Source organism: Pseudomonas sp. Irchel 3E13, from assembly GCF_900187455.1.
Classification (GTDB): domain Bacteria; phylum Pseudomonadota; class Gammaproteobacteria; order Pseudomonadales; family Pseudomonadaceae; genus Aquipseudomonas.
Genome location: NZ_FYDX01000019.1, coordinates 46,961 through 73,799, shown reverse-complemented (window position 1 = coordinate 73,799; position 26,839 = coordinate 46,961). Strand labels below are relative to the sequence as shown.

The following is a 26,839-nucleotide window of genomic DNA, read 5'->3' as shown; positions in this document are numbered from 1 at the left end:
AGGTTTGAGGGAGATAGGCAATGTTGTTGCGCGGTTTGACGTGGCTCGTGCTGTTCCAGTTGCTCGGTACAGCGATCAATCACCTGTTTGTACCCATTCTTCCGGGGCCGATCATCGGCCTGGTGTTGCTGCTGGTCTTCCTGATGGTGCGGGGCGAAGTCGGCGAGCCGCTGAGCGAGGCGGCTTCCAGCCTGCTGCGCTATCTGCCGCTGCTGCTGGTGCCGCCAGCCGTGGGGGTGATGGTCTATGCCGCTGACATCGTCGCCGACTTCTGGGCGATTGCCGGCGCGCTGGTGCTGTCGCTGATTCTGGCCATGGCCTTCTGCGGCGTGCTGATGCAGAAGATGATCGCCCGCCAGGCCCGCCGCGAGGATCGCCCATGAGTCTCGACTGGCAAGGTGCGGTGCAGGCCGTTATCCACCATCCGCTGTTCGGCATCGGCATCACCCTGGGCGCCTACCAACTGGTGATCGCCGCGTATGAAAAGACCCGCTGGCTGTTTCTCCAGCCGGTGCTGGTTTCGATGCTGGTGGTGATCGGCGTGCTGCTCAGTTGCGGCCTGACCTACGCCGAGTACCGCAAGAGCACGGAAATCATGAATATCCTGCTGGGCCCGGCCACGGTCGCCCTGGCCGTGCCGCTCTATCTGAACCTGCGGCGGATCCGCCAACTGTTCTGGCCGACCTTTACTACGCTGATAGTCGGAGGTGTGTTCGCGACCGCTATCTGCCTGCTGCTGGGCTGGTGGTTCGGTGCCGAGCACATGATCCTGATGACCCTCGCGCCGAAGTCGGTGACCTCGCCGATCGCGATGCTGGTGGCCGAGCAGATTGGTGGTGTCGCCGCGCTGGCCGCGGTGTTCGTGCTGATCACCGGCGTGATCGGGGCGATTTTCGGCCCGGCGCTGCTGTCGCTGCTGGGTGTGAACAGCCCCGAGGCCCGGGGCATGGCGCTGGGTCTGACAGCGCACGCCGTGGGCACCTCGGTGGCGCTGCAGGAAAGTGAAGAGTGCGGGGCGTTCGCGGCCCTGGCCATGAGCTTGATGGGTGTGGCTACCGCGGTGTTCCTGCCGTTGGCGGTCAGCCTGGTAGCCTGAGGACCTGTAATGACGTTGCCCTTGTTTACCCTCAACACTGTGCTGTTTCCCGGTTGCAACCTGGATTTGCAGATCTTCGAGGCGCGTTACCTGGACATGATCGGCCGCTGCATGAAGCAGGGCGGCGGCTTTGGCGTGGTGTGCATCCTCGAGGGCGAGCAGGTCGGCAAGGCGCCGGAGTCTTTCGCCGGCATCGGCTGCCAGGCGCTGATCGAGGATTTCCAGCAGCAGGACAACGGCCTGCTGGGCATTCGCGTCAAGGGCGAACGGCGTTTCATGGTCGATGACTTCGAAGTGCGCAAGGACAACCTGCTGGTGGCTGACGTGCGCTGGCTGGATGAGCAGGACGATCCGCCGCTGGACGACGAGGATGACGACCTGCTGGCGCTGCTCATGGCGTTGGCCGAACACCCGATGGTTTCAGGGCTGGACATGGCCAGCCGGGTCACCGGCAAGCAGGCCCTGGCCAATCAACTGGCCTACCTGCTGCCGTTCGATGACGAGGACAAGCTCAAGCTCCTCGCCATCGACTCTCCTACCCAGCGCCTGGTGGCGATCCAGTCGCTGCTCGACCGCATCCAGGGCGAACTCTTCGCCTGACCCTCAGTACTGATAACGTAGCAGGGCGTGCGGTAGCGCGTGCAGGGCGAAGAACGCCAGCACGCCGACGCACGCCGGCAGAATCAGCCACCAGACCCGTAGCGGCATGGCCGTCAGCGGCTCGCTGTACTGGACCAGTGCCAGGCTGATGGCGCAGACGCAGCAGGCGAGCAGACCACCGGCGAGAATGTCGGTGGGCCAGTGCACGCCGAGATAAACGCGCGACACCGCGATCGATAGCGCCGGCAGGCAGCCCAGCAGAATCCAGGTCAGGCGCATCCGCGGTGGCTGGCTGCGGCCGGCCAGCACGGCGAGGGTCAGGAAGAAGGCGAACGAAGCGGAACTGTGACCGCTCGGCATGCTGTAGGTGGTCAGCGGATCGGTCAGGACTTCCGGGCGGGCGCGGGCGAAGAACCACTTGGTGGCGGAGTTGGCGAGGGCCGTGCCCAGCAGGGTGCTACAGGTGAAGACCGCCGGGCGCCATTGCCGCGCCAGCAGCAACATCACCACCAGCACGCCGGCGACGACGAACTGGGTGCGGAAGTCGCCGAGGCGGGTGATCAGCACGATGCTGCCGTCCAGGACGTGGCTGCGGTGTTCCTGGATCAGGGTCATCAGGCCCTGGTCGAACTGGCTCAGGTGCGGGAAGCCGATGAACAGCGCCACCAGCATGACCAGGCTGACCGCGGCGATCAGCCGTGTCCCGCGGGGCTGTGCGCGCAGGCTGCTGTTGATGCTCACCCCGATCAATATGGCCACACCCGCAGCGACCACGCCGGCCTGCGGCCAGAAACCCTCCGGCAACGACAGGCGCATGGCCGCGCCGGTGGCCCAGCCCGGCAGCAGATAGGCCACCGCCCAGCCGGCGCCGGCAATCAGGCTGACAGCGATGAAGCGCGGCAGCGGCATGTCGAACATGCCGGCTACCATCGGCAGCATCGGCCGCAACGGGCCAATGAAGCGGCCGACCAGAAGACTGGCGATGCCATAACGCTGAAAGTAGGTTTCGGCGCTGCCAATCCACTCCGGGTGATGGCGCAGCAGCGGCAGGCGCCGGATGTTCTGATGGAAACGTCGTCCCACGGTGTAGGAGATGGCATCACCCAGCAACCCGCCGAGAAAACCCAGCAGCAGGGTTTCGCTCAGGGATAGCGCGCCGCTGCCGGCCAGCACGGCGACCGCGAACAACAGGACAGTGCCGGGCACGATGATCCCGGCGATGGCCAGGCATTCGACGCAGGCCACCAGAAAAATCGCGACGCCCAGCCATTGCGGGTTCGCGGTCAGCCAGCCGGTCAGGCTGTCGAGCCATGGGCCCATCGTGTCAGTTTCCTTGTGTCAGTAGAGAGAAGTCGCGCCCTTCGACTTGGCCGCGGCGCAGCGGGTTCCGCGTGCAGTGACGGGCGTATTCGGCGTCGACGAAACGAAGCGGCAGATGTTCGTCGCGGCCCTTGGGAATGCCCAGCCGGCTGGCCTGGATAATGTGTTGCACGATGATTCCACAGTCCTCGACAAACAGCCGTTCCGGGTCGAAGCGCTTGGCGTCCCAGGTCGGCACTTTCAGGCCCAGGGCTTTGCACAGCAGGGTTTGCCCGTTGCAGAGCCGCTCGATCGGGCGGACCCCGCCGCTGGCGTCCGGGTTGTTGACCTGCATTTGTGCCAGGGCGTTGCTGTCGGAGACGGCATCGACCCACGGGAAGGCGGATTTGATCAGTACTGCGTTTCCCGGCCCTTGAGCGCTGAAGTTGAGCGAATCGCCACCGCGCGCGTAGTACATGTAGATATGCCCGCCATCGAGGAACAGCGCCTTGCGTTTCTCGGTATAGCCGAGCGAGGCGTGGCTGCCTTTCTCGTCGAGGTAATAGGCCTCGGTCTCGATGATCCGCGCCGACAGCCAGTAGGGACCGTGGCGATGGCGGATCACTTTGCCCAGCAGGTCCTTGGCGAGGACCTGGGCGTCGCGGTCGAAAAAGGCGTCGGGCAAGGCACGGGGCGGGCAGGGCGCTGGTTGGGACATGGTGGTTTTGGGCAGGGGGAAGAAGTGCCGATGATAGCAACTTCTTCCTTTATCGAAGCTGAACGGAAGAGACGCTATCAGCCTGTCTGTGGCGGCTGCGTTCCCGCCTTCGCGAGCAAGCTCGCTCCTACGCGGATTTGAGGCTGTAGGAGCGAGCTTGCTCGCGAAGGGCCACATTCCTGTGACTCACGTCCTACCATCCGCCTGTCACCGCTGGGCGTATAACCCTGTCGCAGTTATACTCGTCCGATTTTCCCCTCCGCCAAGACACTGAGCCCCATGACTGAGTCCGTTCTTGACTACATGACCCGCCTGGGTCGCGCCGCCCGTGAGGCGTCCCGCGTGATCGGCCGTGCCAGCACCGCGCAGAAGAACCGCGCCCTGCACGCTGCCGCCAACGCGCTGGACGCGGCTCGCACCGAACTGTCCGCTGCCAATGAACTCGATCTGGCCGCCGGCCGGGCCAATGGCCTGGAACCGGCCATGCTCGATCGTCTGGCGCTGACCCCGGCACGCATCGACGGCATGATCGTCGGTCTGCGTCAGGTGGCCACTCTGCCGGACCCGGTCGGGGCGATTCGCGACATGAGCTATCGGCCATCGGGCATTCAGGTCGGCAAGATGCGCGTGCCACTGGGCGTGATCGGGATCATCTACGAGTCGCGGCCGAACGTGACCATCGACGCCGCCAGCCTGTGCCTGAAGTCGGGTAACGCCACCATCCTGCGCGGCGGTTCCGAGGCGATTCACTCCAACCGCGCCATCGCCGCCTGCATCCAGCGCGGCCTGGCCGAGGCTGGTCTGCCGCCGGCAGTGGTCCAGGTGGTGGAAGTCACCGACCGCGAGGCGGTGGGCGCGCTCATCACCATGCCGGAGTTCGTTGACGTCATCGTTCCCCGTGGCGGCAAGGGCCTGATCGAGCGCATCAGCCGCGACGCACGGGTGCCAGTCATAAAGCACCTCGATGGCATCTGCCACGTCTATGTCGGCGAACATGCCGAGCTGGACAAGGCCCGGCGCATCGCGTTCAACGCCAAGACCTACCGCTACGGCATTTGCGGCGCCATGGAAACCCTGCTGGTGGATGCCACCGTCGCGGCCGAGTTCTTGCCGGAAATGGCCCGCCAATTCCGGGAAAAAGGCGTCGAACTGCGTGGTTGCGAGCGTACCCGGCAGATCATCGAGGCCGTTACGGCGACCGAGGAAGACTGGCACACCGAGTACCTGGCGGCGATCCTGTCGATCCGCATCGTCGACGGCGTCGAGGCGGCCATCGAACACATCAATCACTATGGTTCTCACCACACTGACTCCATCGTCACCGAACACCAGGGCCAGGCCCGGCGTTTCGTGGCCGAAGTGGATTCGGCGTCGGTGATGATCAACACCCCGACCTGCTTCGCCGATGGCTTCGAGTACGGTCTGGGTGCGGAAATCGGCATTTCCACCGACAAGCTGCACGCCCGCGGCCCTGTTGGTCTGGAAGGCCTGACGTGCGAGAAATACGTGGTCGTCGGTGACGGCCAGTTGCGTGGACAGGAGTCCTGCTGAGTTGAGCAAGGCCCAGGCGGTCCGGCGTATCGGCGTGCTGGGTGGCACCTTTGACCCTGTGCACATCGGCCACCTGCGCAGTGCGCTGGAAGTGGTCGAGCTGATGGGGCTCGACGAGGTGCGCCTGCTGCCCAACGCCCGGCCACCGCACCGTGACACGCCGCATGTTGTGCCGCAGGACCGTCTGGCGATGGTCAGTTGCGCCGTCGAAGGTGTTGACCGGCTGAGCGTGGATGCCCGTGAGCTGGCCCGCGACAAGCCGTCGTACACCATCGACACCCTGGAGTCGATGCGCGCCGAGTTGGGCGCCGACGACCAGTTGTTCCTGCTGCTGGGCTGGGATGCCTTTTGCGGCCTGCCCGGCTGGCATCGCTGGGAAGAATTGTTGCGACATTGTCACATCCTGGTGCTGCAACGCCCGGATGCCGATGTCGAGCCCCCTGACGAGTTGCGCAACCTGCTGGCTGCGCGCTCGGAGAGCGATCCCACCGCCATGTCCGGCCCGGCGGGGAACATTTCGTTCGTTTGGCAGACGCCACTTTCGGTGTCCGCCACGCAAATCCGACAGCTGCTGGCCAGCGGCAAGTCGGTGAGGTTCCTGGTGCCGGACGCAGTACTGGCCTATATCGAAACGCACGGCCTTTACCGTGCGTAGAACTGCAGGCGCCCCGCGGGCGCCTCATTCAATGAGTTGAACGAGTTTTTTATGACCAAGCAGAAAATCACCGGCGAAGAGCTGGTCCAGTTGACCAAATCGGCCCTGGAAGACGTCAAGGCCCAGGATATCCAGGTCATCGACGTGCACGACAAGCACAGCCTGACCGACTACATGATCATCGCCACCGGTACCTCCAATCGCCAGATCAACGCGATGGCGGAGAAGGTTCGCGAGTTCGTCAAGACCAAGGGCGTCATGCCGCTGGGCGAAGAAGGCAAGGGCGACAGCGACTGGGTCCTGCTGGACCTGAACGATGTCATCGTGCACATGATGACCGCCGCCGCGCGCCAGTTCTACGATCTGGAGCGTCTGTGGGCTGGCGCCGAGCAAAGCCGCGCCGCCGATGGCAAGCACCACAGCCCGGAAAACGTCCACGACTATTCCGACAAGCTCAAAGACCGGGAATAAGGAAGCGTCATGCGTCTGCGCCTGATCGCGGTCGGCTCGCGCATGCCCAAGTGGGTCGAGGAAGGCTGGCATGAATATGCCAAGCGCCTGCCGTCCGAGCTGTCCCTGGAACTGGTGGAAATTCCGCTCAACACCCGGGGCAAGAATGCCGACGTCGCTCGCCTGATTCGTCAGGAGGGCGAGGCCATGCTCGCCAAGGTCCAGCCAGGGGAACGGATTGTCACCCTGGAGGTCCATGGCAAGCCCTGGAGCACTGAGCAACTGGCGGTCGAGCTCGACCGCTGGCGGTTGGATTCGCGTACCGTCAACCTGATGGTCGGCGGCCCCGAAGGGCTGGCGCCGGAAGTCTGTGCGCGCAGCGAGCAGCGCTGGTCGCTGTCTCCGCTGACCCTGCCACACCCATTGGTACGGATACTGATTGGCGAACAGATTTATCGCGCCTGGACTGTTTTGTCCGGGCACCCTTACCACAAATAAGCCTGTAAGCCTTTTCAATGTCGCAGCCGATTCGCCTCAAGGATCACGAGAAAGACGCCCGTCTGGTGCGTAGCCGCGTCGTGGTCGGTGCAGTGGCGATCCTTCTGCTGATCTGCGTGCTGATCGCCCGCCTGTATTACCTGCAGGTGATCCAGTACGAGTATCACTCCACGCTGTCGGAGAACAATCGGGTGCACGTGCAGCCGATTCCGCCGACCCGCGGGCTGATCTTCGACCGCAATGGCGTGATCATCGCCGACAACCGTCCCAGCTTCAGCCTGAGCATGACCCGGGAGCGTTCCGGCGACTGGCAGGCGGTCCTCGACGTGATCGTCGAGGTGCTGGAGCTGACTCCGGACGACCGCGCGCTGTTCGAGAAACGCATGAAACAGGGGCGTCGGCCATTCGAGCCGGTGCCGATCCTGTTCGAGCTGACCGAGGAGCAGATCGCCCGGGTTGCGGTGAACCAGTTCCGTCTGCCCGGTGTGGAAGTGGTGGCGCAGTTGGTGCGGCATTATCCACAAGGTGCGCATTTCGCCCATTCGGTCGGCTACGTCGGACGGATCAACGAGAAAGAGGCGAAGGTCCTCGATCCGGTCAACTACAGCGGCACCCACCATATCGGCAAGACCGGCATCGAGCGCTTCTACGAGCCCGAGCTGCACGGCCAGGTGGGTTACGAGGAAGTCGAGACCAACGCCCGCGGCCGAGTGTTGCGGGTGCTCAAGCGGACCGACCCGATTCCCGGCAAGGACATCGTCCTGAGCCTCGACATCAAGCTGCAGGAAGCGGCCGAAGCCGCGTTGGGCGGGCGTCGCGGCGCCATCGTGGCCCTCGACCCGAAAACTGGCGAAGTGCTGGCGATGGTCAGCCAGCCGAGCTTCGACCCGAACCTGTTCGTCACCGGCATCAGTTTCAAGGCCTACGCCGAGCTGCGTGACTCGATCGATCGGCCGTTGTTCAACCGCGTGCTGCGCGGGCTCTATCCACCGGGCTCGACCATCAAGCCCGCCGTTGCCGTCGCCGGCCTCGATTCCGGGGTGGTCAACGCCTCGACCCGGGTGTTCGACCCGGGCTACTACCAACTGCCCAATTACGATCACAAATACCGCAACTGGAACCGCACCGGTGACGGCTGGGTCGACCTCGACACGGCGATCATGCGGTCCAACGACACCTACTTCTACGACCTCGCGCACAAGATGGGCATCGACAAGCTGTCCAGCTACATGAACCGCTTCGGCATCGGCCAGAAGGTCGCGCTGGACATGTTCGAGGAATCGCCGGGGCTGATGCCGTCCCGCGAATGGAAACGCGCCACCCGCCGCCAGGCCTGGTTCCCGGGCGAGACGCTGATTCTCGGGATCGGCCAGGGCTACATGCAGGCAACCCCGCTGCAACTGGCCCAGGCCATCTCGCTGATCGCCAGCAAGGGCAAGTGGATCCGTCCGCACCTGGCCAAGACCATCGAAGGCCAGCCGCCGGTCGATCCGAACCCGATGGAAGACATCGTCCTGCGTGACAAGTCCGACTGGGCCAAGGTAACCCACGGCATGGAACAGGTGATGCACGGCGCCCGCGGCACCGCGCGCAAAGCCGCTGTCGGCGCCCAGTACCGGATTGCCGGCAAGAGTGGTACGGCCCAGGTCGTGGCGATCAAGCAGGGCGAGAAGTACGACCGCAACAAGGTCCAGGAGCGCCATCGCGACCACGCCCTGTTCGTCGGTTTCGCCCCGGCCGAAGATCCGCGCATCGTCATCTCGGTGATGGTCGAGAACGGCGAGTCCGGCTCCGGCGTCGCCGCGCCGGTGCTGCGTCAGGTGATGGACGCCTGGCTGCTGGACGAACATGGCCGCCTCAAACCCGAATACGCTGATCCCAGCGCCACCGTTGCCCAGGAACCGGCCCCGTGAAGAGTAATTTCGATCGCATGCTCTCCAGCGAGGACGTGATGCGTCGGCGCGCCAGCTTCCTGCAGCGCATCCATGTCGACGGCCCTTTGCTGATCCTGCTGCTGACCCTCGCGGCCGGCAGCCTGTTCGTCCTTTATTCGGCCAGCGGCAAGAACTGGGACCTGCTGCTCAAGCAGGCGACGTCGTTCGGTATCGGCCTGGTCTCGATGTTCGTCATTGCCCAGCTCGAACCGCGTTTCATGGCGCGCTGGGTGCCGCTGGGCTACGTGTTCGGGGTAATCCTGCTGGTGGTGGTGGACGTGATGGGCCACAACGCCATGGGTGCGACGCGCTGGATCAACATTCCCGGGGTGATTCGCTTCCAGCCGTCGGAGTTCATGAAGATCATCATGCCGGCGACCATCGCCTGGTACCTGGCCAAGCGCACGCTGCCGCCGCACCTGAAACACGTAATGATCAGCCTGGTGCTGATCGGCGTCCCGTTCATCCTCATCGTTCGCCAGCCTGACCTCGGGACAGCGCTGCTGATCCTCGCCTCCGGTGCCTTTGTGCTGTTCATGGGCGGGCTGCGCTGGCGCTGGATCATCAGCGTGCTGGCGGCGGCCGTGCCGGTGGCGGTGGCGATGTGGTTCTTTGTCATGCATGACTACCAGAAGCAACGGGTCCTGACCTTCCTCGACCCGGAAAGTGATCCGCTGGGCACTGGCTGGAACATCATCCAGTCGAAGGCGGCGATCGGTTCCGGTGGCGTATTCGGCAAAGGCTGGCTGCTGGGCACCCAGTCGCACCTAGACTTTCTCCCGGAAAGCCACACCGACTTCATCATCGCCGTGCTCGGCGAAGAGTTCGGCCTGGTGGGCATCTGCGCGCTGTTGCTGATCTACCTGCTGCTGATCGGCCGCGGGCTGGTGATCACCGCCCAGGCCCAGACCCTGTTCGGCAAGTTGCTGGCCGGCAGCCTGACCATGACCTTCTTCGTGTACGTCTTCGTCAATATCGGCATGGTCAGCGGATTGCTGCCCGTCGTGGGCGTGCCGCTGCCCTTCATTAGTTATGGTGGAACTTCGCTGGTGACGCTGCTGTCAGCGTTTGGCGTTCTCATGTCGATCCATACCCACCGCAAATGGATCGCGCAGGTTTGAGTAAGGTGAATTTCTTGATGCAAGCAATGCGTGGCTGGATGGCCCGTTGTGTACCTCTGGCGGGCCTGATCGGGCTGTTCGGTGGCGTGCAGCAGGCCAGCGCCGGCGACTACGATGGATCCCCCCAGGTAGCCGAATTCGTCGGCGAGATGACCCGTGACTACGGGTTCGCCGGTGAGCAGTTGATGGGCGTGTTCCGCGATGTCCAGCGCAAGCAGGCGATTCTCGACGCTATTTCCCGTCCTGCAGAACGGGTCAAGCCGTGGAAAGAATACCGGCCGATGTTCCTCACCGACGCGCGTATCGCCCGTGGTGTGGACTTCTGGCGCCAGCACGAGGCTGCTCTGGCCCGCGCCGAGCAGGAATACGGCGTGCCGGCGCAGGTGATCGTCTCGATCATCGGCGTCGAAACCTTCTTTGGCCGCAATACCGGCAACTACCGGGTCATGGATGCGCTGTCGACCCTGGCCTTCGATTACCCGCAGCGGGCCCCGTTCTTCCGCAAGGAACTGCGTGAATTCCTGCTGCTGGCCCGCGAAGAGCAGATCGATCCGCTGACCCTCAAGGGTTCCTACGCCGGAGCCATGGGGCTGCCGCAGTTCATGCCGAGCAGCTTCCGCGCCTACGCCGTGGACTTCGACGGTGACGGCCACATCAACATCTGGAACAACCCCGACGACGCCATCGGCAGCGTCGCCAGCTACTTCAAGCGTCACGGCTGGGTTGCCGGCGAGCCGGTGGTCAGTCGTGCCATGGTCCGTGGCGAGCGTGTCGACGAAGGCCTGAGCCCGGGCATCGAGCCGGTCAAGACGGTGGGGGAGTTGCGGGCATTGGGCTGGTCGAGTCATGATGCGCTGCGCGATGATCTGCCGGTCACCGCTTTCCGGCTTGAAGGCGAAAACGGCCCCGAGTACTGGCTTGGCCTGAAGAACTTCTACGCGATCACTCGCTATAACCGCAGCGTGATGTACGCCATGGCGGTACATCAACTTTCAGACCTGCTGGTTCAGGCAAGGGGCGCCCGGTAATGCGCATACTGTTCTCTGCTACATCGCTGAAACTGCTGGGCTGCGCGGCGCTTGGCCTGGTGCTGGTCAGTTGTTCTTCCAGCCGTCCGACCCAGAGCAGCAGCGGTAACGTGGTCCGCGCCAAGCCCGGGCTGGACATCAACCGGGCCCACAAGGACGGCGCGCCGTGGTGGGATGTCGATGTCTCGAAGATCCCGGACGCCACGCCAACCGTGCACACCGGTAACTACAAGGCCAACCCGTACACCGTACTGGGCAAGACCTACTTCCCGATCCCCGACTCGCGCAACTATGTCGCCCAGGGCACCGCGTCCTGGTACGGCACCAAGTTCCACGGGCAGAACACCGCCAACGGCGAGGTCTACGACCTCTACGCCATGACTGCGGCGCACAAGACCCTGCCGCTGCCGGCCTACGTCAAGGTGACCAACCTGGACAACAACCGCAGCGTGATCCTGCGGGTCAATGACCGCGGCCCGTTCTATTCCGACCGTATCATCGACCTGTCCTACGCGGCAGCGAAGAAGCTCGGTTACGCCGAAACCGGCACCGCGCGGGTTCGCGTCGAGGGCATCGACCCGCAGCAATGGTGGGCCCAGAAGGGGCGCCCGGCGCCGTTGGTACTCGACCAGCCTCAGGTAGCCCAGGCCAAGCCGATTGCGGCGAGCACCGGCACCGTCGAACAGTGGACGCCGCCGCCGCAGCAGCACGCCGCCGCAGTCCTGCCGGTGCAGGTCGCCAGCAACAGCGTGCCGGCCAATGGCGGCACATTCCTGCAGGTTGGCGCATTCGCCAACCCGGACGCCGCCGAGTTGCTACGCTCCAAGTTGAGCGGCATGGTCAGCGCGCCGGTGTTCATCAGTTCCATCGTGCGCAACCAGCAGACCCTGCACCGCGTGCGCCTGGGGCCGATCCGCAGTCAGGGCGAGGTCCAGCAGACGCAGGACAGCGTACGCCTGGCCAACCTGGGACAGGCGAAAGTAGTCACGGCGGACTGACCGGGGGGACTGGTCGGTTTGTCATGTAGCCGGGCCGAACAGCCATGTACAATGGCGGTTTTGCTCGCAGGCGCGGCGGTTTGTCGCAGCGCCTTTTGTAACTTTGCCCTTCAGGGCATGAGCCCATAAGCCATTTCGAGAGACGGATGAACATCACCACCTTTGCCAAACGCCTTTGCCTGCTTGTTCCGCTGATGATCACCCCTGCCGCCTTCGCGGCAGAGCAGATGATGCCGTCGCCGCCGCAACTGGCAGCCAAGTCCTACGTGCTCATGGAAGCCTCCAGCGGCAACATCCTGGTCGAGAACAATGGCGACCAGCGTCTGCCTCCGGCGAGCCTGACCAAGTTGATGACCGCCTACATCGCGACCCTGGATATCCGTCGCGGACAGATCGGCGAGAGCGACCCGGTAACCGTCAGCGAAAACGCCTGGCGCACCGGTGGTTCGCGGATGTTCATCAAGGTTGGCACCCAGGTCACCGTCAGCGATCTGCTGCACGGGATCATCATCCAGTCGGGTAACGACGCCAGCGTGGCGCTGGCCGAGCACATCGCCGGCAGCGAAGACGCCTTCGCCGACATGATGAACAAGACTGCCGGCGACCTCGGCATGAGCAACAGCCACTTCATGAACCCGACCGGCCTGCCGCACCCGGAGCACTACTCCTCGGCGCACGACATGGCCGTGCTGGCTCGCGCGATCATCCACGAAGACCCGGCTCACTACGCGATCTACTCGCAGAAGGAGTTCTTCTGGAACAACATCAAGCAGCCCAACCGCAACCTGCTGCTGTGGCGTGACAAGACCGTCGATGGCCTGAAGACCGGCCACACCGACGAAGCCGGCTACTGCATGGTATCGTCCGCCGTTCGTGACGGCATGCGCCTGATCGCCGTGGTATTCGGTACCAACAGCGAACAGTCCCGCGCCGCCGAGACCCAGAAGCTGCTGACCTACGGTTTCCGCTTCTTCGAAACCCAGACCTTCTACCAGAAAGGCACCGAACTGGCTCAGGCCCAGGTCTGGAAGGGCACCAGCAGCCAGGTCAAAGCCGGTCTGGCCGAAGACCTGACCATGACGTTGCCTAAAGGCCAATTGAAGAAACTGGCCGCCAGCATGACCATGAACCCGCAACTGGTTGCACCGATCGCCAAAGGTGACGTGATCGGTAAAGTCGAAGTCAAACTGGATGACAACGTTGTTCACAGCGCCGACCTGATTGCGCTGGACGGCGTCGAGGAAGGTGGTTTCTTCCGCCGGGTGTGGGATAGCATTCGTCTGTTCTTCTACGGGTTGTTCAACTGATATCGTGACCTGCCATGCCCCTGCCACCATGCAGGGGCATTGTTGTTGCCACGGCTTACGAGGCCGGTACTGCCATGACTCAAGCTGACGTCAAAGCGCCAAAAATCGAATTCCCCTGCGCGGATTACCCAATCAAGGTAATTGGCGACACCGTGGTCCACTTCAAGGACACCGTGATCGAAGTTCTCAAGAAATACGCCGAGGTCGATATGACCACGCTTGCTGAGCGCCAGAGCAAGGAAGGCAAATACACCACCGTGCAACTGCACATCGTCGCTACCGGCGAAGACCAGCTGCACGACATCAACAGTGCCCTGCGTGCCACCGGTATCGTAAAAATGGTGCTTTGATGTCCGCCAGCCTCGGCTTTCGCGACCTCGGCCTGCTGCCTTACGAACCGGTGCTGGATGCCATGCGCCGGTTCACCGACCAGCGTCAGCCGGGTAGCGGCGACGAAGTCTGGCTGGTCGAGCACCCGTCGGTCTTCACCCAGGGCCAGGCCGGCAAGGCCGAGCACCTGCTGGTGCCGGGCGATATCCCGGTGGTTCAGACCGATCGCGGCGGCCAGGTGACCTACCACGGCCCCGGCCAACTGGTGGCCTACCTCATGCTTGACGTGCGTCGTCTGGGCTTTGGTGTCCGTGAGTTGGTGACGCGTATCGAACGCTGTCTGGTCGAGTTGCTCGCCAGCTACGGTGTCGAGGCCGCGGCCAAGCCCGATGCGCCGGGTGTTTATGTCGATGGAGCGAAGATCGCGTCCCTCGGCCTGCGAATCCGCAATGGCTGCTCGTTCCATGGCCTTGCCTTGAATGTGGACATGGACCTTGCGCCATTCCGCCGAATTAATCCCTGCGGGTATGCCGGGCTGGCCATGACCCAGCTACGCGACCAGGCAGGGCCGATCGAACTCTCCGAGGTCAGGGCAAGGCTGCGCGGACAGCTGGTCAAGCACCTCGATTATGCTGAGCAGACGACCCTTGCGGGCGGAATCGACTGAAAATGACTATTGTGCAAGAACTGGTGCAAAGCACCGTGACCCCGGCCCCTCGGCCGAAGGTTGAAGCCGGTGTGAAACTGCGTGGCGCCGAGAAGGTTGCGCGTATCCCGGTAAAGATCATCCCCACTGACGAACTGCCGAAGAAACCCGACTGGATCCGCGTGCGCATCCCGATTTCTCCGGAGATCGATCGCATCAAGCAACTGCTGCGCAAACACAAGCTGCACAGCGTTTGCGAAGAGGCATCCTGCCCGAACCTGGGTGAGTGCTTCTCCGGCGGTACCGCGACCTTCATGATCATGGGTGACATCTGCACCCGTCGCTGCCCGTTCTGCGACGTCGGCCATGGCCGCCCGAAAGCGCTGGACGCTGACGAGCCGAAGAACCTGGCGGTCGCCATCGCCGACCTGCGCCTGAAGTACGTGGTCATCACCTCGGTGGACCGTGACGACCTGCGTGATGGCGGTGCCCAGCACTTCGCCGACTGCATCCGCGAGATTCGTGCGCTGTCTCCGGGCGTCCAGCTGGAAACCCTGGTGCCGGACTACCGTGGTCGTATGGATGTGGCCCTGGCGATCACCGCCCAGGAGCCGCCAGATGTGTTCAACCACAACCTGGAAACCGTACCGCGTCTGTACAAGGCCGCGCGTCCGGGCTCGGACTACCAGTGGTCGCTGACCCTGCTGGAGAAGTTCAAGGAACTGGTCCCGCACGTACCGACCAAGTCGGGCTTGATGCTCGGCCTGGGCGAGACCGACGACGAAGTGATCGAAGTCATGCACCGCATGCGCGAGCACAACATCGACATGCTGACCCTCGGCCAGTACCTGCAGCCGTCCCGCAGCCACCTGCCGGTGCAGCGTTTCGTCCACCCGGACACCTTCGCCTGGTTCGCCGAGGAAGGTTACAAGATGGGCTTCAAGAACGTCGCTTCCGGTCCGTTGGTACGTTCCTCGTACCACGCCGACCAGCAGGCGCATGAGGCCAAGATCAAGCTCTGATCCCGACCTGTAAAAAAGCCCCCGCACCTGAGAAGGTGCGGGGGCTTTTTTGTGTATTTGGCATCGCGAGCAAGCTCGCTCCTACAGGATTATCACGCGGACATTGTAGGAGCGAGCTTGCTCGCGATAGCGGCCTTCAGCGCGCGCGCAGGCTATCCAGCAGCTTGCGCGTCGGATACCCGTCCGCCGGCCAGCCCAAGGTCTGTTGGGCATTGCGAATCGCTTTGCGGGTGTTGGCGCCGATAATGCCATCTGCCGTGCCGGCCTCATGCCCGGTGGCATTGAGCCGGTCCTGCAACTCGATGCGCTCGCTGCGGCTCAACGGCAGATCGTCCTTGGGCCAGGCGCCGCGGATATAGCCGGCGCCGTCGAAGCGCTCGTTCAGCAAGCTGACCGCCAAGGCGTAGGACGACGAATTGTTGTACTTGAGGATCGCGCGGAAGTTGTCGAGCACCAGGAACGCCGGGCCACGGTAGCCCGCAGGCAGTATCAGGGCGGCGGAGAGTTGCTCGCTGCCGGCCGGGACGCGAGCGCCGGCTGGCAGTTTCAGGCCCAGGTGCAGCCATTCTGCGACGGTTTTGCGTTGAGTGCCGTCAGCCAGCCAGTAATCGAAACCCGGTGCCAGTTCGACTTCGAAGCCCCAAGGCTCACCACGTTTCCAGCCTGAACTTTGCAGGTAGTGGGCGGTGGAGGCGAGGGCGTCGGCGGAGCTGTTCCAGATATCGCGGCGGCCGTCACCGTCGAAGTCCACGGCATGGGTGTCGTACGTGGTGGGGATGAACTGGGTCTGGCCCATGGCCCCGGCCCAGGAGCCGCGCATGGCTTCGGGGGCGATATCGCCGTTCTGCAGGATCTTCAGCGCCGCCAGCAGCTGTGCCTGGGCGAACGCCGGGCGACGGCCTTCATAGGCCAGGGTCGCGAGGGAGCGGATCACCGATTTGTTGCCCTGGAACTGGCCGAAATTGCTTTCCATGCCCCAGACGGACACCAGCACATTGCGCTCTACACCGTAGCGTTGCTCGATGCGGCTCAGCAGTTCGCTGTTCTGCGCCAGCAGTGCCTTGCCGTTGCGCACCCGCAGCGGCGACAGCGCGCCATCGAGGTATTCCCATACCGGGCGGCTGAACTCCGGCTGACTGCGGTCGGCCTTGATCACATCCATATCCGGGGTGATGCCGGCAAAGGCGCGATCGAACAGGCTTGGCGATACGCCGGCTTGCAACGCTTGCTGACGGAAACTGGCCTGCCACTCGGCGAACGTTTGCTGTGGCTGGACTACGATGTCGGCGGATGGCGTGGGCTGGACAAGGACCGGGGCCGGCTGGACTGGCGCGATGGGCAGGGCATCGGCGGCGGTCGGGTGCTCGGCGCAGGCAACGAGCAGGATGAGGCTGAAAGCAGCGGTCAGTTGGCGGAGTTGCCAGCGACGGGAAAGGCGGAAGGGCATGCACGAATCCAGGTAATACGGGTCAGGTGACGACCATATCATGCCTGTGGATTTCCTGCCTTCATGCGGCCTTAAAGCAAGAAGCCTCCCAATCTCTCGATTGGAAGGCTTCGCGGCGGTAGCTGCCTTTGCCTTTTTCCGGTTGTTCCTGGCGGCTGCGGAACAGGGGCTGGGCAATGATGGATTTGGCCTTGTTCGGCCGGGATTTTGCCGATTTCTTGCTCATGGGAGAGGTCCTGCCTGGGTGGATTCGGCGCGAACTATAGGACTGTCACGCGTCCGTCGCAAGGCCGTTGGTCACGATCCTGGCGGTTATTCCGCCGGCAGGTTCAGCCGCTGCCCGGCCATCAGCAGCGAAAGGCGGGTCAGGCTGGTCCACGGCGAACCTTGGGCCTGGCCCTTGATTTGCGCGTCGATGCGTTGGGCGTCAAACAGCAGTTGACCCCAGCGCTGTGCCGAATGGCGTTGCAGTGCCTTGCTCATCAGTGGCTTGCGCTTGTCCCAGACCGGCGGACGAGCCTGGCTGAAGGCTTTGTCCAACGGTACGCCCTGGCTGTACTGCTGGGCCAGGCCAGTGAGGACGCGCAGCTCCCGGGCCAGGGCCCAGAGAATCACCGGCGGCTCGACGCCTTCGCCGCGCAGGCCTTCGAGCATGCGCAGGGCGTGGGCGGCTTCGCCATTGAGGATGGCGTCGACCAGGCCGAAGACGTCGAAGCGCGCGCTGTCGGCGACCGCACCCTGGACCGTTTCTACGGTGATGGTGTTGCCGTCGGCGAGCAGCTTGAGCTTTTCGATTTCCTGGGCGGCGGCCAGCAAGTTGCCTTCGACCCGCGCGGCGATCAGTTCCACCGCATCACGCTGCGCCGCCAACCCGGCCTGGGCCAGGCGCTGGTTGATCCATTGCGGCAGTTGCTGGGTGTCGACCGGCCAGATCTGGATGAACTGCACCTGCGGCCCTTCGACGAGTGCTTTGCCCCACTTGGTTTTCTGCGCACTGCCGTCGAGCTTGGGCAGGCTGATCAGCAAAAGGGTGTCTTCGGCGGGGCGTGAGCAATATTCGATCAGCGCCGCAGCGCCCTTGTCGCCCGGCTTGCCGGAGGGTAGGCGCAGTTCCAGCACGCGTTTCTGAGCGAACAGCGAGAGGCTGGCACCCGCCTGGAGCAGGGTGCCCCAGTCGAAGTTGGCATCGGCGCTGAATACCTGACGCTCATCGAAGCCCTGCTGGCGCGCAGCCAGGCGAATGGCGTCGGCGGCTTCCTGGCACAGCAGCGGATCATCGCCGCTGACCACATAAACCGGGGCGAGCGCGCCTTGCAGGTGCTTGTTGAGCTGGGCGGGAGCAAGTTTCATAAAAGAAGTCGGGGCGCCGAAGCGCCCCGTTCAGCCTCAGCGGGCCGGGATTTCCAGCGGCGATTGCTGGGGTTGGGCTGCCTGGGCGCGGCGGGCCGCTTCCAGTGCCTCGGCTTCTGCCCGGGCGCGCTCGTCGGCCTTGGCTTGCAGCTCGTCGAGCTGGGCCGGAGTCAGCAGTTGCAGGCGCAGCACCATGTTCTGTACCAGGTCGCGACGCATTTCCTTGCGGATCTGGCTGGCTTCCTGGCCGGAGCCGGTGATGTTGTTGCCGTCATGCACGTAGATCTTGCGGACTTCCAGCTTGTCGTTGAGCAGCGGCGTGTTGTTCTGGCCCTGGATCTCGTAGGACAGTTCGGTGCTCAGCTCGTATTCCACCGAGCGAGCGGAGCCGGCGTAGCTGGCGGCGCGCTGGTTTTCGACTTCGTTGGTCAGGACCAGTTTGAACGGCGCGCCAGCATGGACGTTGACGCCGCTGTTCTTCAGCACGTCGCGCAGTTGAGTGACCGTTTCGCCGTAAGCGTTACGGGCGCTCACATCCAGTTCCTTGATGGCCAGCTCGTTGGTCCCGGTACCACGCAGTTGGAAACCGCAGGCGCTGAGCATTACCGCCAGGCCTATTACCAACAAATTGCGTTTGATCATCTTGTTGCTCCCTTGAAACCTTGTGGGCCTTGTCTGTGCGGGCGCCCGCCAGGGCGCCCGGTCCTGTCAGTTGGCGACGATGTTGACCAGCTTGCCGGGTACCACGATGACCTTGCGGATCGTCAGGCCTTCGGTGAAGCGCAGCACGTTCTCGTTGCTGCGTGCGGCGGCTTCGACGTCCTCGCGGCTGGCGGCGGCAGGCATTTCGATCTGCCCGCGCAACTTGCCGTTGACCTGGATGACCAGTTGCAGGCTGTCCTGCACCAGGGCGCTTTCGTCCACGGCTGGCCAGCCGGCGTTGATCGCCGGGCCGCTGTGGCCGAGGCTCTGCCACAGGCCATGGCTGATATGCGGGGTGATCGGAGCCAGGATCAGGGTCACGGCTTCCAGACCTTCCTGGATCAGCGCGCGGTCCAGCTCGCTGTCCTGGGCGGCCTTTTCCAGCACGTTCATCAGGGTCATCACCTGGGCGATGGCGGTGTTGAATTTGTGGTGCTGGCCGACATCGATGCTGGCCTGGCGAATCGCCGAGTGCGTAGCGCGGCGCACGGCTTTCTGCGCGTCGCTCAGGCTGCTCAGGTCGGCCTTGGCCGGCAGGCCCTGGGCGACATGCGCCTGAGCCAGGCGCCAGACACGACGCAGGAAGCGGCTTGCACCCTCGACGCCGGAGTCGGACCATTCCAGGCTCATGTCGGGCGGCGAGGCGAACATCATGAACAGGCGGCAGGTGTCGGCGCCGTAGGCATCGATCATCGACTGCGGGTCAACGCCGTTGTTCTTGGACTTGGACATCTTCTCGGTGCCGCCGATTTCCACCGGCAGGCCGTCGGTCTTCAGGCGTGCGGCGATGATCTTGGCTTTCGCATCACGCTCGAGCTCGACGTCGGCCGGGTTGAACCAGTCCTTGCCGCCGTTGCTGGCAACGCGGTAGTAGGTCTCGGCGACGACCATGCCTTGGGTCAGCAGGTTCTTGAACGGCTCGCTGGAACTGACCAGGCCTTCGTCACGCATCAGCTTGTGGAAGAAACGCGCGTAGAGCAGGTGCAGGATGGCGTGTTCGATGCCGCCGATGTACTGGTCGACCGGCAACCAGTGGTTGGCCGCTTTCGGATCGACCAGGCCACCTTCGTAGTTCGGCGACGCGTAGCGGGCGAAGTACCAGGACGACTCGACGAAGGTGTCCATGGTGTCGGTTTCGCGCTTGGCCGCAGTGCCGCATTTCGGGCAGGTGCACTCGTAGAACTCGGGCATGCGCGCCAGCGGCGAGCCAGCGCCATCCGGCACGACGTTCTCCGGCAGGGTGACCGGCAACTGGTCTTCCGGCACCGGTACGTCGCCGCAGGACGGGCAATGGATGATCGGGATCGGGCAGCCCCAGTAGCGCTGGCGGCTGATACCCCAGTCGCGCAGGCGGAACTGGGTGCGAGACTTGCCCGACTCCTTGCGGATCAGCGCGGCTTCGATGGCGTCGAAAGCGCCGGCGAAGTCCAGGCCGTCGAACTCGCCGGAGTTGATCAGTTGGCCATGCTCGCCGTAGGCGGCCTGCCATTCGCTACCGACTTCATCACCGGCGCTGGTGCGGACCACGGCCTTGATCGGCAGTTGGTACTTGCTGGCGAATTCGAAGTCGCGTTCGTCGTGGGCCGGTACGGCCATGACTGCGCCGTCGCCGTAGTGCATCAGCACGTAGTTGGCGACCCACACCGGCAGCTTCTCGCCGGTCAGTGGATGGCGGACCAGCAACGAGGTGGCCACGCCTTTCTTTTCCTGGGTGGCGATGTCGGCTTCGGCGACGCTGCCGCTCTTGCATTCGTCGATGAACGCTTGCAGTTGCGGGTTGCCCTGGGCGGCGAGGGTGGCCAGCGGGTGCTCCGCGGCGACGGCGACGTAGGTCGCGCCCATCAGGGTGTCGGGACGGGTGGTGAAGACTTTCAGCGCGCCGGCTTCGCCGATGCTCGCCTCGTCATAGGGGAACTGCACTTCCATGCCGCGGGACTTGCCGATCCAGTTGCGCTGCATGGTCTTGACCTGCTCGGGCCAGCCCGGCAGATCGTCGAGGCTTTCCAGCAGCTCGTCGGCATAGTCGGTGATCTTGAAGTAGTACATCGGGATTTCGCGCTTCTCGATCAGCGCGCCCGAACGCCAGCCACGGCCGTCGATGACCTGCTCGTTGGCCAGTACGGTCTGATCGGCCGGGTCCCAGTTCACGGTACCGTTCTTGCGGTAGATCACGCCTTTTTCGAACAGGCGGGTGAACAGCCACTGTTCCCAGCGGTAGTAGTCCGGCTTGCAGGTGGTGACTTCACGCGACCAGTCGATGGCCAGGCCCAGGCTCTTGAGCTGGGTCTTCATGTAGTCGATGTTTTCGTAGGTCCACTTGGCCGGCGCGACGTTGTTTTTCATCGCGGCGTTTTCCGCCGGCATGCCGAAGGCATCCCAGCCCATCGGCTGCAGGACGTTCTTGCCGAGCATGCGCTGGTAGCGCGCGATCACGTCGCCGATGGTGTAGTTGCGCACGTGCCCCATGTGTAGCTTGCCGCTCGGGTACGGGAACATCGACAGGCAGTAGTAAGTGTCCTTGCCTGGCTGTTCACTGACTTCAAAAGACTTGTGCTCGTCCCAGTAGGACTGGGCGGCGGCTTCGATTTCGCGGGGCTGATAGTGTTCGTGCATGGCTACTTTGCGCTGAGAAATGGGAGACCTTATCCAGGCCGGTTGAAAACCGTTTGTGCCCGGTAATCCGGTGTCAAGAGTGAACGCCGTAGCATACATGACCCCCAACGGTCGTGGGAAACCCTGATTGCATCGCGGGCCGGCGCCAGGGCCGTTGGTCGCGGCGTCCAGCCGCTTTTGCCGGTGACGCTAAGCTCATGTCTGGGGGAGATGAATTTTATCTTCGATGAGGTGAGCGGATGGGAGAGTCGCAGCTACAAGCATTGAAACCGGAGCTTTACGAACGACTGATCGACCGTCTGGGACTGGCCCTGGATGTGGCCCGGACCTCGGTTCGATTACGCGATGAAATGCCCGACGAACTGGAACTGCGTGGTTTGAGCAGCGCCGAGTTCGACGTTATCAAAGCCTATCTCGAGTCCGCGCCGGCACGCGGGCAAAAAGTTTCCGGCGTTGCACCCTCAATGGAAGCGCCCCCTTCGGGTCGGGTCATCTGGCTCAAGGACAAGGCACGTTCCACCGCAGCGCTCAACACCCGAGCGCTGCAACGCAAATAGCGTTAGGCCTATCACGGCGCAGTCTGGAGTGCGCCACCGCAGCATTCTTTTCTCCGATACGGCGCCTGGTTACTGTTTCCAGGCGCCGATTTCTCTTAGGCTTCGCGCATTTCAGGGAGATGCCCGATGCCGTTTCGTTTCTTCGTCAAACAATGGTTGATGCCGCCAGGCATTTTCTTCGTGCTGCTGATTGCCGGCTGGTGGCTGCGCAAATCGTGGCCGCGCACGGCGCGTTTGTGTTTCGTCGCGGGATTCGGCGGTCTGCTGGCGATGAGCCTGCCGGTGGTGATGCAGCATGTGGCCAGCCAGATCGAAACGGTGCCGGCGCTGCGCATGGATCAGTGGGCAACGCTGGCCGAGCATGCTGATGCCATCGTTGTCCTCGGCTCAGGGCGCGAGCGCGGCGACCCGGCCTGGGGCTCGCAAGACCAGCCAACCGGGGTGGCCCTCGAACGCATGCGCTATGCCGCGCAACTGGCCAAGGCGTCCGGGCTGCCGGTACTGACCACGGGCGGTCTGCATTACGGCTCGCCGCCCAGCGAAGCACGGCTGATGGCCGATTCGATGCAGCGGGATTTCGGTGTGTCGGTGCGCTGGCTGGAGGAAGAGAGCCGCACCACTTGGGAGAATGCCGAGCTGAGCGCCGCGATGCTGCTGCCACAAGGGGTCAAGCGGGTTGTCGTGGTGACCCAGGCCTGGCACATGCAGCGCTCGGTCTGGAGTTTCCAGCAGGCTGGTTTTGACGTGGTGCCAGCGCCGGTGGGCTTCATGGGCATCGACCACGGCTACCCGTTCGGCGGTTGGCTGCCGCACAGCAAGGTGATGTGGCAAAGCGGCCAACTGTTCAACGAAGCAGTTGGCCTTGTCGGTTACCGACTTTTCTACTGAGGCTCAGACGGTCTTGGCGATCCGGCTGGTCAGCAATGCCCAGCCCAGCAACAGCGTGCAGAGGATCACCAGCGGCCACGAACGCCATTGCAGGTAAGGCGTCAGTTGCTGCATCGGCACCACTTCGCCGTAGAGGATGGCGCGTTCGAACTGCGGAATCTGCGCGGTGATGCGACCGAACGGGTCGATCAGGCCGGTAACGCCGTTGTTGGTCGAACGGATCATCCAGCGTCCGGCTTCAAGGGCGCGCATCTGCGCCATTTGCAGGTGCTGCAGCGGGCCGATGGACTTGCCGAACCAGGTGTCATTGCTGATGGTCAGGAGGATGTCGCTGCGTGCCGCCAGGCTCGCGGCCAGTTCCGGGTAGACCACTTCGTAGCAGATGAACGGCGCAAGCTGGTAGCCCTTGGCCTGCAGCAGTGGCTGGTCGGCCGGGCCGCGGGCGAAGTCGGACATGGGCAGGTCGAAGAATTCGATCAGGCCGCGCAGCAGGTCTTGCAGCGGAACATATTCGCCGAAGGGCACCAGCTTCTGTTTCAGGTAGGTGCCGTCGCCTTCGCCGATCGCGGTGATGCCGTTGTAGTAGCGCCGCTGCTCGTGTTCGATCTGCCGCACCGGAACCCCGGTGATCAGCGCGGAATGCCGATCCCCGGCAAAGCCGCTCATCATGTCCAGATAGCCTTGCACCGAATCCTTGAACACCGGCACCGCGGTTTCCGGCCAGACGATCAGGTCGACCGGCTTGCTGGTGAAGCTCATGTCGCGGTACAGCTCCAGTTGACTGCGCAACTGGTTGGGTTCCCATTTCAGGCTTTGTTCTATGTTGCCCTGGATGGCCGCGACCTTCAGGGGATCGCCGGACGGCACGGTCCAGGCATGCCCCTTGAGCCCCAGGCCGATGGTCCACGGGCAGACCAGCAAGGCGATGCCGGCCGCGAGGAAGGCTTTGCGCTGGCGCAGAAGACGCAGGTTGCACAGCAGCGCGGCGGTCAACGCCAGCGTGAAGGACACCAGCCACATGCCGCCCACCGGCGCGAGTCCGGCGAGTGGGCCGTCAAGCTGGCTGTAACCGGCGTAGAGCCAGGGGAAACCGGTCAGGAACCAGCCGCGGAAGGCTTCCTGGCCCAGCCACAGGGCGGCGAAGCCCAAGGCGTCGGCCAGTGGCGCTTCGTTGCGCCGCAGCCAGCGCGCCCAGAGCCAGGCGGGCAGGGCAAAGAACCAGGCGATGGAGGCGAAGAACGCGAGCATCAGCCCGCCGGCCAGCAGCGCCGAGGCACCGCCGTAGGTGTGGATACTGACGTAGATCCACCAGGTGCCGGCGGCGAACAGGCCGAAGCCGTAGCACCAGCCGCGACCCAGCGCCTGGCGCGGGCTCAGCTCGCGCAGGCCGAGGTAGAACAGGCCCAGCGACAGCAAGGCCAGCGGCCAGATATCGAACGGCGCGAGCGCCAGCGGAGTCAGGGCGCCGGCCGCCACGGCCAGCAGGTTACCGGGCCAGCCGGGGCGGGTGATCCAACGCATGGTTGTCCTTAACGGGTGACGGGGGTCAGGCGCAGCAGGTGTATCCGGCGGCTGTCAGCGTTGAGGATACGGAAGCGATACGGCCCGATTTCAGTGGTTTCGTTGCGCTTGGGCAGGTGCCCGAACGCGCTCATGACCAGGCCGCCAACGGTGTCGAACTCGTCGTCGGAGAACTCGCTGTCGAAGAACTCGTTGAAGTTCTCGATCGGGGTCAGCGCCTTGATCAGGAAATCACCGCTGGGCAGCGGTTTGATGTAGCTGTCTTCCTCGACATCGTGCTCGTCCTCGATATCGCCGACGATCTGCTCCAGCACGTCCTCGATGGTCACCAGACCTGCCACGCCGCCGTATTCGTCGATGACGATGGCCATGTGGTTATGGTTGGCGCGGAACTCGCGCAGCAGGACGTTCAGGCGCTTGGATTCGGGCACGAAGGTGGCCGGGCGCAGCAGGTCCTTGATGTTGAAGCTGTCGCCGTTCTCCTTGAGGATCAGCGGCAACAGGTCCTTGGCGAGCAGGACGCCGAGGACATCGTCGTGGCTTTCGCCAACCACCGGATAGCGCGAGTGCGCGGCGTCGATGATCGCCGGGAGGAACTCGCGGGGCGACTGCGACGACTTGATGCTGATCATCTGCGAGCGCGGCACCATGATGTCGCGCACCTGCAGGTCGGCGACCTGGATGGCGCCTTCGACGATGGTCAGCGCTTCGCTGTCGAGCAGCTTGTTCTGGTGGGCTTCGCGCAGCAGCTCGAGGAGCTCCTGGCGGTTTTTCGGCTCATGGGCAAAAGCCTGGGTCAGTTTGCCCAGCCAGGACTTTTGCCCGTTGCTCGATCGATCTTCGCTCATGGCGGTTACTCGTGGTCCTTGCAGATATCGGTGTGAGGTGTGTCGTCTTCGTCGTCGGCATAAGGGTCCGGATGACCCAGTTCTGCTAGCAACGTTCGTTCCAGTGCTTCCATTTCCTCGGCCTCATCGTCATCGATGTGGTCGTAGCCCAACAGGTGCAGGCAACCATGGATGACCAGGTGCGCCCAGTGGGCTTCAAGGGACTTTCGTTGCTCGGCGGCTTCACGCTCGACCACTGCCACGCAGATCACCAGATCGCCCAGCAGCGGAATATCGAGCATGTCGTCGGGGACGTCGGCGGGGAAGGACAGTACGTTGGTGGCGTAGTCCTTGTGCCTGTACGTGTGATTCAGTTCGCGGGCTTCAGCTTCGTCCACCAGACGGATGGTCATTTCCGAGTCGGCAGTGCGCTGGCGCAAGGCCAGTTCGCACCAGCGGCGGAACAGGGCGTCATCGGGGGCGGCCGCTTCGGTCGCCCGTTGCAGGTCCAGTTCAAGCATTGCGCGGTTTGCCTTCAGCCTTGGCCTGCTGGTCTTCGAAGCGCTCGTAGGCTTCGACGATGCGTTGCACCAGTGGATGGCGCACCACGTCCTTGGGCTGGAAATGGGTGAAGGTGATGCCCGGCACGCCTTTGAGCACCTCGATGACATGGGCCAGGCCCGACTTGGTGCCACGCGGCAGGTCGACCTGGGTGATGTCACCGGTGATCACGGCGGTGGAGCCGAAGCCGATGCGGGTCAGGAACATCTTCATCTGCTCGACGGTGGTGTTCTGGCTCTCGTCGAGAATGATGAAGCTGTTGTTCAGCGTGCGGCCACGCATGTAGGCCAGCGGGGCGATTTCGATGACCTGGCGCTCGATGAGCTTGGTCACGTGCTCGAAGCCGAACATTTCATACAGGGCGTCGTACAGCGGGCGCAGGTACGGATCGATCTTCTGGGCCAGGTCGCCGGGCAGGAAGCCGAGTTTTTCACCCGCCTCTACCGCCGGGCGCACCAGCAGGATGCGTCGCACCTGTTCGCGCTCGAGCGCGTCCACGGCGCAGGCTACCGCGAGGTAGGTCTTGCCGGTACCGGCCGGGCCGATGCCGAAGTTGATGTCGTTGCCGAGGATTTCCTTGACGTAGCGTTGCTGGTTCAGCCCGCGCGGACGGATGGTGCCCTTGCGCGTGCGCAGCGAGACGCTGACTTCGTTGATGGCCGGGTTTTCCAGCGCTTCAACCGTGGATTCCTGGAGGTACAGATGGACCATTTCCGGCGACAGTTCAGTGGCCTTGGTCTCGCGATAGAGACGGCGCAGCAGTTGCTCGGCGGAGGAGGTGACCTTGGGCTCGCCAATCAATTCGAACTGGTTGCCGCGATTGCGGATTTCGATGGCCAGGCGTTGTTCGATCAGGCGCAGGTGCTCGTCGAACTGGCCGCACAGGTTGGCGAAACGGTGAGCTTCGAAGGGCTCGAGGATGAAACGATGGGGTTCGATGGGTGCGTTCAAGGTTGTTTTAAGCCGCCCTTGGGCAAGAAATATGTGGTGAAGGATAACCCCAGCCGCGTGCCTGCGAAAGCGCTGAAACGATCAATGGGTGGCGGGTTTGTCCGGCCCCGCCACCGTGCGCGATCATCGGGTGACCCAACGGGTGCACAGTGCAGGACCGGTGGCGGAC

At 63.6% G+C, this 26,839-nt stretch carries 28 protein-coding genes; 17 read left to right on the top strand and 11 right to left on the bottom strand.

Annotated features, from left to right (window positions below):
* The first annotated feature begins 20 nt into the window (after positions 1-20).
* From CKW37_RS27475 to CKW37_RS27465, 3 genes are read left to right on the top strand one after another with little or no spacing between them, the layout of a single operon-like run.
* Positions 21-383 carry a CidA/LrgA family protein gene (locus CKW37_RS27475; protein ID WP_095159333.1) on the top strand — a complete coding sequence of 121 codons (363 nt, stop codon included), beginning with the start codon at positions 21-23 and terminating at the stop codon, positions 381-383.
* Positions 380-1,096: an LrgB family protein gene (locus tag CKW37_RS27470; RefSeq protein WP_095159332.1), complete on the top strand. Its 717-nt coding sequence runs from the start codon at positions 380-382 to the stop codon at positions 1,094-1,096. Before CKW37_RS27475 ends, CKW37_RS27470 begins: the two co-directional genes overlap by 4 nt.
* Positions 1,097-1,105: 9 nt before the next feature.
* A complete protein-coding gene (locus CKW37_RS27465) occupies positions 1,106-1,696 on the top strand; it encodes an LON peptidase substrate-binding domain-containing protein (RefSeq protein ID WP_095159331.1) in 591 nt (196 codons plus the stop codon).
* A gap of 3 nt (positions 1,697-1,699) precedes the next feature.
* Here CKW37_RS27465 and CKW37_RS27460 read toward each other — a convergent pair whose 3' ends face one another.
* Both CKW37_RS27460 and CKW37_RS27455 read right to left on the bottom strand, forming a co-directional pair.
* A complete protein-coding gene (locus CKW37_RS27460) occupies positions 1,700-3,016 on the bottom strand; it encodes a bifunctional DedA family/phosphatase PAP2 family protein (protein WP_095159330.1) in 1,317 nt (438 codons plus the stop codon).
* Between the two features lie 4 nt (positions 3,017-3,020).
* Positions 3,021-3,713, bottom strand: coding sequence for a DNA-3-methyladenine glycosylase (locus CKW37_RS27455; RefSeq protein WP_095159329.1), 693 nt, complete (start codon positions 3,711-3,713; stop codon positions 3,021-3,023).
* A 279-nt stretch (positions 3,714-3,992) separates the two neighbouring features.
* Here CKW37_RS27455 and CKW37_RS27450 point away from each other — a divergent pair, with 279 nt between their 5' ends.
* From CKW37_RS27450 to lipA, 12 genes are all read left to right on the top strand, one after another.
* Positions 3,993-5,264: a glutamate-5-semialdehyde dehydrogenase gene (locus CKW37_RS27450; protein ID WP_095159328.1), complete on the top strand. Its 1,272-nt coding sequence runs from the start codon at positions 3,993-3,995 to the stop codon at positions 5,262-5,264.
* Position 5,265: 1 nt separating this feature from the next.
* Positions 5,266-5,919 (top strand): nicotinate-nucleotide adenylyltransferase, encoded by a 654-nt coding sequence (gene nadD, locus CKW37_RS27445; RefSeq protein ID WP_095159327.1) that lies wholly within the window; start codon positions 5,266-5,268, stop codon positions 5,917-5,919.
* 51 nt (positions 5,920-5,970) lie between these two features.
* Complete coding sequence (rsfS, locus tag CKW37_RS27440; RefSeq protein ID WP_095159326.1) at positions 5,971-6,390, top strand: ribosome silencing factor; 420 nt, start codon at positions 5,971-5,973, stop codon at positions 6,388-6,390.
* Positions 6,391-6,399: 9 nt separating this feature from the next.
* Positions 6,400-6,867, top strand: coding sequence for a 23S rRNA (pseudouridine(1915)-N(3))-methyltransferase RlmH (gene rlmH / locus CKW37_RS27435; protein ID WP_009397919.1), 468 nt, complete (start codon positions 6,400-6,402; stop codon positions 6,865-6,867).
* Between the two features lie 17 nt (positions 6,868-6,884).
* The gene (mrdA, locus tag CKW37_RS27430; protein WP_095159325.1) at positions 6,885-8,780 is read left to right on the top strand and encodes a penicillin-binding protein 2; all 1,896 of its coding nucleotides are present in this window, start codon (positions 6,885-6,887) and stop codon (positions 8,778-8,780) included.
* A gap of 38 nt (positions 8,781-8,818) precedes the next feature.
* The gene (gene rodA / locus CKW37_RS27425) at positions 8,819-9,922 is read left to right on the top strand and encodes a rod shape-determining protein RodA (RefSeq protein ID WP_177454490.1); all 1,104 of its coding nucleotides are present in this window, start codon (positions 8,819-8,821) and stop codon (positions 9,920-9,922) included.
* A 17-nt stretch (positions 9,923-9,939) separates the two neighbouring features.
* Positions 9,940-10,950 carry a lytic murein transglycosylase B gene (gene mltB / locus CKW37_RS27420; protein ID WP_095159395.1) on the top strand — a complete coding sequence of 337 codons (1,011 nt, stop codon included), beginning with the start codon at positions 9,940-9,942 and terminating at the stop codon, positions 10,948-10,950.
* Positions 10,950-11,948: a septal ring lytic transglycosylase RlpA family protein gene (locus CKW37_RS27415; protein WP_095159323.1), complete on the top strand. Its 999-nt coding sequence runs from the start codon at positions 10,950-10,952 to the stop codon at positions 11,946-11,948. Before mltB ends, CKW37_RS27415 begins: the two co-directional genes overlap by 1 nt.
* A gap of 146 nt (positions 11,949-12,094) precedes the next feature.
* Positions 12,095-13,255 carry a D-alanyl-D-alanine carboxypeptidase family protein gene (locus tag CKW37_RS27410; RefSeq protein ID WP_095159322.1) on the top strand — a complete coding sequence of 387 codons (1,161 nt, stop codon included), beginning with the start codon at positions 12,095-12,097 and terminating at the stop codon, positions 13,253-13,255.
* A 74-nt stretch (positions 13,256-13,329) separates the two neighbouring features.
* Positions 13,330-13,605, top strand: a complete 276-nt coding sequence (locus tag CKW37_RS27405; RefSeq protein WP_095159321.1) for a DUF493 domain-containing protein — start codon at positions 13,330-13,332, stop codon at positions 13,603-13,605.
* The gene (gene lipB / locus CKW37_RS27400) at positions 13,605-14,252 is read left to right on the top strand and encodes a lipoyl(octanoyl) transferase LipB (RefSeq protein ID WP_095159320.1); all 648 of its coding nucleotides are present in this window, start codon (positions 13,605-13,607) and stop codon (positions 14,250-14,252) included. The genes CKW37_RS27405 and lipB overlap by 1 nt, the downstream gene beginning before the upstream one ends.
* Before the next feature lie 2 nt (positions 14,253-14,254).
* Positions 14,255-15,253 (top strand): lipoyl synthase, encoded by a 999-nt coding sequence (gene lipA / locus CKW37_RS27395; protein ID WP_095159319.1) that lies wholly within the window; start codon positions 14,255-14,257, stop codon positions 15,251-15,253.
* A gap of 136 nt (positions 15,254-15,389) precedes the next feature.
* On the opposite strand, the gene CKW37_RS27390 is transcribed toward lipA, so the two are convergent.
* The 5 genes from CKW37_RS27390 to leuS all read right to left on the bottom strand — a co-directional run bounded on the left by CKW37_RS27390 (position 15,390) and on the right by leuS (position 21,365).
* Complete coding sequence (locus tag CKW37_RS27390) at positions 15,390-16,700, bottom strand: lytic murein transglycosylase (RefSeq protein WP_095159318.1); 1,311 nt, start codon at positions 16,698-16,700, stop codon at positions 15,390-15,392.
* A 61-nt stretch (positions 16,701-16,761) separates the two neighbouring features.
* A complete protein-coding gene (gene arfA, locus CKW37_RS27385) occupies positions 16,762-16,926 on the bottom strand; it encodes an alternative ribosome rescue factor ArfA (RefSeq protein ID WP_095159317.1) in 165 nt (54 codons plus the stop codon).
* Positions 16,927-17,012: 86 nt separating this feature from the next.
* A complete protein-coding gene (gene holA, locus CKW37_RS27380) occupies positions 17,013-18,050 on the bottom strand; it encodes a DNA polymerase III subunit delta (RefSeq protein ID WP_095159316.1) in 1,038 nt (345 codons plus the stop codon).
* A 36-nt stretch (positions 18,051-18,086) separates the two neighbouring features.
* Entirely contained in the window at positions 18,087-18,692 is a 606-nt protein-coding gene (lptE, locus tag CKW37_RS27375) for an LPS assembly lipoprotein LptE (RefSeq protein ID WP_095159315.1), read from the bottom strand.
* Positions 18,693-18,758: 66 nt separating this feature from the next.
* Positions 18,759-21,365: a leucine--tRNA ligase gene (gene leuS, locus CKW37_RS27370; RefSeq protein WP_095159314.1), complete on the bottom strand. Its 2,607-nt coding sequence runs from the start codon at positions 21,363-21,365 to the stop codon at positions 18,759-18,761.
* Between the two features lie 239 nt (positions 21,366-21,604).
* On the opposite strand from leuS, the gene CKW37_RS27365 reads away from it, so the two are divergent.
* Positions 21,605-21,922: a hypothetical protein gene (locus tag CKW37_RS27365; RefSeq protein ID WP_095159313.1), complete on the top strand. Its 318-nt coding sequence runs from the start codon at positions 21,605-21,607 to the stop codon at positions 21,920-21,922.
* A 126-nt stretch (positions 21,923-22,048) separates the two neighbouring features.
* A complete protein-coding gene (locus tag CKW37_RS27360; RefSeq protein WP_095159312.1) occupies positions 22,049-22,810 on the top strand; it encodes a YdcF family protein in 762 nt (253 codons plus the stop codon).
* Positions 22,811-22,813: 3 nt separating this feature from the next.
* Here CKW37_RS27360 and lnt read toward each other — a convergent pair whose 3' ends face one another.
* Genes lnt through CKW37_RS27340 form a run of 4 tightly spaced genes read right to left on the bottom strand, consistent with a single transcriptional unit; the run spans position 22,814 to position 26,670 of the window.
* The gene (gene lnt / locus CKW37_RS27355) at positions 22,814-24,331 is read right to left on the bottom strand and encodes an apolipoprotein N-acyltransferase (RefSeq protein WP_095159311.1); all 1,518 of its coding nucleotides are present in this window, start codon (positions 24,329-24,331) and stop codon (positions 22,814-22,816) included.
* Positions 24,332-24,339: 8 nt separating this feature from the next.
* Positions 24,340-25,179, bottom strand: a complete 840-nt coding sequence (locus CKW37_RS27350) for an HlyC/CorC family transporter (protein WP_095159310.1) — start codon at positions 25,177-25,179, stop codon at positions 24,340-24,342.
* Between the two features lie 5 nt (positions 25,180-25,184).
* Positions 25,185-25,679 (bottom strand): rRNA maturation RNase YbeY, encoded by a 495-nt coding sequence (ybeY, locus tag CKW37_RS27345; RefSeq protein WP_095159309.1) that lies wholly within the window; start codon positions 25,677-25,679, stop codon positions 25,185-25,187.
* Positions 25,672-26,670 (bottom strand): PhoH family protein, encoded by a 999-nt coding sequence (locus CKW37_RS27340; protein ID WP_095159308.1) that lies wholly within the window; start codon positions 26,668-26,670, stop codon positions 25,672-25,674. The genes ybeY and CKW37_RS27340 overlap by 8 nt, the downstream gene beginning before the upstream one ends.
* Positions 26,671-26,839 lie beyond the last annotated feature (169 nt).